Below are 3,801 nucleotides of genomic sequence, written 5' to 3'. Positions count from 1 at the left end.
CAGGATTATACTGATTTTGATGATTTGCCAGATTTGTTTTTTTTGTTTTTTCTGTTTTTTTTATATGATTTAAAAGATTAGGGGTGATAAAAGCGAAATCCGCTGCTATCACCCCTAATCTTTTAAAATCTAAAGACATATCCCAAAAATCATCAAAATCAGTATAATCCTGAGTAAGACAAAAAATCGCTTCAATGACTTTATGCTTTCAACTCCGATTAATATCCGAAAATTTCGTCCAGAGAAAGCTTCTTCACTTCTCCGTATTTCTTCAACTCTTCTGCAGGCACTTTCTTTTCAGAAGCAACAATGCAATAAGTGTATGGTTTATTAGCGAGATATTGATCATGGAATTTCTTCACTTCATCGAAATTCATTTTATCGATAGACTCGTATACCTGCTTGCGGATATCTGTGTTTAAGCCCAGTTTCTGCGCAGCCAGGTAGCTGAAAATAATACCGTCGTTGGTGATACGTTCTGTTTCGATATCCTGCTTCATGCCTTCCTTAGCGGTTTCCAGCAACTTATCAGCACGGGGAACATCATTCAGTAATTCGTTCATGCCTACAATCGCATCATTCATTTTATCTGCCTGACTTCCTACGTAAGCAACCATAGAATAACGCTCATCTTTTTTATCAGGTGATGCGTAGAATGCATAGGTAGAATAAGCCAGTGCTTTAGATTCGCGGATCGTCTGGAATACAACAGATCCCATACCGCCACCAAAGTAGCTGTTGAACAGCGTTACCAGACCTGTTTTAGCAGGATCATAAACATCTGAATTTCTCAACCAGTTTACTTCTGTTTGTACCATGTCGTAGTCAGCAAACAATACCTCGTTTTTCAGCTGATTGTCTTTTACAAACTTCACGGCTGCTGGTGCTGTTTTGAAAGTAGCCGGCAAAGTGTGCAGCTTCTTTATATCAGCAGCGGCGGCAGTCAGTGACTGAGGACCCCAATAGATCACGCTGTGTTTGTAGGTTGGCAATTCGTGCAAAATGTTGGTCAGCTCTGTAGCGGTGATACCATCCAGATCAGCCTGGCTTAACTGGTTATTAAACGGATTTTTAGCGCCGTACATCGCATAGTTTACCACACCTTTCATGATAGCACCCTTATTCAGTTTGCTATCTGCGCGGGCTTTCTGTAAGCGGCCTTTCAGGGCTGCGAGTGCCTCTTCATTAGGTTTACAGTTAGCAATGATGTGCTCAAATAAAGCAACTGCCTGATCAAAATTCTCCTGTAAACCACTGATAGTGATCGTGGTATTTTCAGTAGTTGCTGATACACTGAAATTGCAGGCAATGTTGTAGAATTCTTTACTGATCTGTTCAGAGCTATATTTATCTGTGCTCAGGTATTGCAGATACTGTGTTGCCAGCGGGAGTTTTTTATCATTCCAGCTGCCCATGTCGAAACGGTAGTACAGGCGGAAAAGACCATTGTCTTTGTTCTGTACGTACATCATATCAGTGTTACCCAGGGATGTTTTCTGGATATCTTTTTCGTAGTCCAGCCACTGTGGCTTCACAGGAGTAGCAGGCATTGCAGCAATCTTCTGCAGGAAAGCCGATTGTGCTTCTCTGTTTACCTCTACCGGTGTGATCACAGGTTTTTCAACTTTCTGGATGTTTTTGTCTTCTCCTTTACGTTTGTAAACAATCACGTAATTATCGTGGAGGTATTTATTGGCGTAGTCAACGAGCTGTTTTTTAGTAACAGTGCCCATATCATCTACATAAGCCACATCATACGCCCAGTTCTGGCCTTTGCTTTTAATGAAGCCATCCATCAGGGAGGTAGCGCGGTTGTTATTGCTTTCCAGTCCTTGTAATTCGCTCAGTTTAGCGTTGTTCACAATGGCTTTCACCAGGGTTTCATCAAAGTCACCTTTTTTCAGGATATCGAGTTGACCCAGCAGCAGCGCTTTTACTTCTTCCAGGGTTTGGCCTTGTTTAGCTTTACCACTCAGTGAGAAAATAGAATAGTCTTTCAGTCCCATTACACCAGCGCTGGCGTTCAGTACTTTCTGTTGTTTATTGATATTCAGATCCAGTAAACCCGCTTTACCATTTTCGAGGATGGCGGACATTACACCCAGTACGAGGTTGGATTTGGTATCGAGGGCGCCTGGCATTCTGAAAACGATATCTACGCTTTCTGCGTCAGGACCTAATACTTCTTTTACGATAGGTGCTTTAATCGGTGCTTCCGGAGCAGGTTTGTATTCCTTTACCGGCTTAGCTTTCATGTAACTGAATTTGTCATCGATGGATTTGATCACATAGTCCGGATCAAAATCACCTGCCATTACTACTGCCATGTTATTAGGCACATAGTATTCGTTGTAGAACTGGCGGATAGCTTTCAGGTTCGGATTCTTCAGATGTTCAACGGTACCAATGGTAGACTGCTGACCATAGTTGTGCGTAGGAAACAGGGCGGCAAGCATGGTTTCGTATACTTTACGGCCGTCGTTGTCAAGTCCGCGGTTCTTTTCTTCGTATACTGCTTCCAGTTCTGTATGGAACAGGCGGAAAACAGGATCACGAAAACGTTCTGCCTGAACGGTGAGGTATTTATCGATCGCGCTGGAAGGAATATCTTCCTCGTAGATCGTTTCCTCTACCCAGGTGTGGGCGTTGGTTCCCTGAGCACCCATACCGGACATCAGTTTGTCGTACTCATTGGCGATAGCATATTTTGCGGCTACGCCGGAAACGCTGTCGATTTCATGATAAACGGCTTTACGCGCAGCAGGATCCACAGTTTTATTGTATTTATCATACAAATCAGAGATCTCGTCGATCAAAGGTTTTTCCTTTGCCCAGTCGAGGGAGCCATATTGCTGGGTACCTTTAAAAAGCAGGTGCTCCAGGTAGTGAGCCAGGCCAGTGTGATCTTTGGGATCATTATCACTGCCGGCGCGGGTGCCTATCAGTGTCTGGATACGGGGATCTTTTTTATTGACACTCAGGATAACTGTCAGACCGTTTTTGAGCGTGTAAAAACGTGCCTTCATGGGATCGTTGGAGATATAGCGGTAGGTGTAACCGCCTGAAGTAGCCTCCTTCCATTGATATTTTTCCTGAGCCCCTGCGGTTTTCAGCGAGCAGGCAAACAGGAACAGTAATACGACTCTTTTAAGACTCATACAATAGTTGGTTTTTTGAAATTATTCTGTCAAATATACCGGAAGTGAAAAATAAATAAAGGGAAAAAAGGAGAGAATTGTATGAGCGGTAGATGCAAGGGGGTAACAACCGATTGTTCAACCGGCAGTAATCTTAACTAGCTATGTCATTTTAATCAGGGGGTCGTATTGTTATAGATTGAGTATTGTCCTTTCACTACTGCGAGGTTAAACAACAGGGAGTCCGTTGTTTTATGGGTAATTCCCGGTTGTTTCTTCGTCCGGGGCTTGCTTTTAGGACGTATTACAGCGGCAGGAATATTATCCATTACCTGTATCTGTGAAATATATCGTGCTTGTAAATTAGCGGGAAATACAGCCACGGATGGCTCCCATAGCTGATCATTCGGGGTGATATTGTTTTTTTCGATTCGAACGCCTAACAAACGTTTCTCACACGAGTGAATCCATGCAATACAACCAATACATGTCATCAGAGCAACAAAAGAACGCATAAACACAATTTAGGACTGGCTAATAAACTTAGAACCCATTCAACCGGATACCGATTGAAAAGGGGTATTGCTGTAACCCGTAATCATGTAATGCCGTCAGGGCAAAATTTGCGTACAACTTCACAGGACCATAGCCCAATTCACTGGTT

2 protein-coding genes are annotated in these 3,801 nt (G+C 43.0%); both read right to left on the bottom strand.

Annotated features, from left to right (window positions below):
• Positions 1-218: 218 nt before the first annotated feature.
• On the bottom strand, positions 219-3,158 hold the full coding sequence (locus VIP81_RS18005) for a M16 family metallopeptidase (protein WP_331964009.1): 2,940 nt from the start codon (positions 3,156-3,158) through the stop codon (positions 219-221).
• 155 nt (positions 3,159-3,313) lie between these two features.
• Positions 3,314-3,652 (bottom strand): hypothetical protein, encoded by a 339-nt coding sequence (locus tag VIP81_RS18000; RefSeq protein WP_331964007.1) that lies wholly within the window; start codon positions 3,650-3,652, stop codon positions 3,314-3,316.
• Positions 3,653-3,801 lie beyond the last annotated feature (149 nt).

The sequence above is a fragment of the Chitinophaga sp. genome (assembly GCF_036566945.1).
In the GTDB taxonomy this organism is placed as follows: Bacteria; Bacteroidota; Bacteroidia; order Chitinophagales; family Chitinophagaceae; genus Chitinophaga.
The sequence above is the reverse complement of the archived record's forward strand: the minus strand, read 5'-3'. Positions and strand labels throughout refer to the sequence as shown.